Source organism: Oleiphilus sp. HI0086, assembly GCF_001635225.1.
Window position 1 is genome coordinate 1 of sequence record NZ_LWFZ01001125.1, and the last position, 1,019, is coordinate 1,019.

Consider the following 1,019-nt stretch of genomic DNA (forward strand, 5'->3'; position numbering starts at 1 on the left):
TTGAATCTATATTAGGAACTTCTGCTCACGAATCAATCTATTTTGCAGTAAAATCACGACCCAACCATTACTGATTTCTTAAGGAAAACACTTTGTTTAGCAACCTTCGATTTGAAGTCAAAATTTGGCTACTTCTAGCTATTGCCATTATTAGCAGCTTATTCATTCAAGTTTTTGACCGGATTAATGAGCGAGATAACTTGCTCGAAAGTCGAAAAAGTGAAGTGAAGCATCTTGTTGAAAATGCGTCTTCGCTGCTTAGCTCATTCTACGAACGAAGAGATATATTGGGTGAAGCAGAAGCTAAAAAACAAGCCGTCAACGCTATCAGACACCTAAGGTACGACAATGGCAGCGGATATTTCTGGATCAATGATTATAGCGCGAAAATGGTGATGCACCCTATTAAGCCAGCACTGAACGGCAAAGACTTAAGCGAATTTACCGACCCTAAAGGCACGCAACTGTTTTCCGATTTTGTGAAAGTCGTACGCAGCTCTGAAAGCGGGTATGTCGATTATTATTGGGCTAAACCTGGAAAAGACGAACCTGTTGCAAAAACATCATATGTTCAAGGCTTCAAACCTTGGAACTACATTATCGGCAGCGGTGTATATATTGACGATATCGATGAGCTATTCTGGAAAAAGTCACGATCGTCTATCTTCTTGCTTCTTGCCACGCTCATTGTCGTTGCTGTGATCGCTCGAATGATGACCCAAGACTTGGTCGAACCTTTAAAGCGAATCGTATCAGTCATGAAAGACGCTGCAAACGGAGACTTTCGACAAGAAATTGAGCAAACTGAGCGTCGCGATGAGCTAGGAGGTCTAAGCCGATCGTTCATCAGCATGCAAAGCGCCTTCCGTAGCTTAATCAATCACTGCAAACACGGCTCTGAAGAAATGTCGTTTTCTGCAACCGTCATGAATGACATTACATCAAGAACATCAGAAGGTGTTGACCAACAACACTCTGAGACCGAGCTTCTCGCCTCGGCAATTGAAGAGCTTGCCATG

General features: G+C 42.8%; 1 protein-coding gene. It reads left to right on the forward strand.

Translation table 11 applies throughout. From position 1 onward, the window contains the following. Positions 1-92: 92 nt before the first annotated feature. Positions 93-1,019 (forward strand): cache domain-containing protein (locus tag A3756_RS19880; RefSeq protein ID WP_156490624.1); only part of this gene is annotated, 927 nt, incomplete at its 3' end.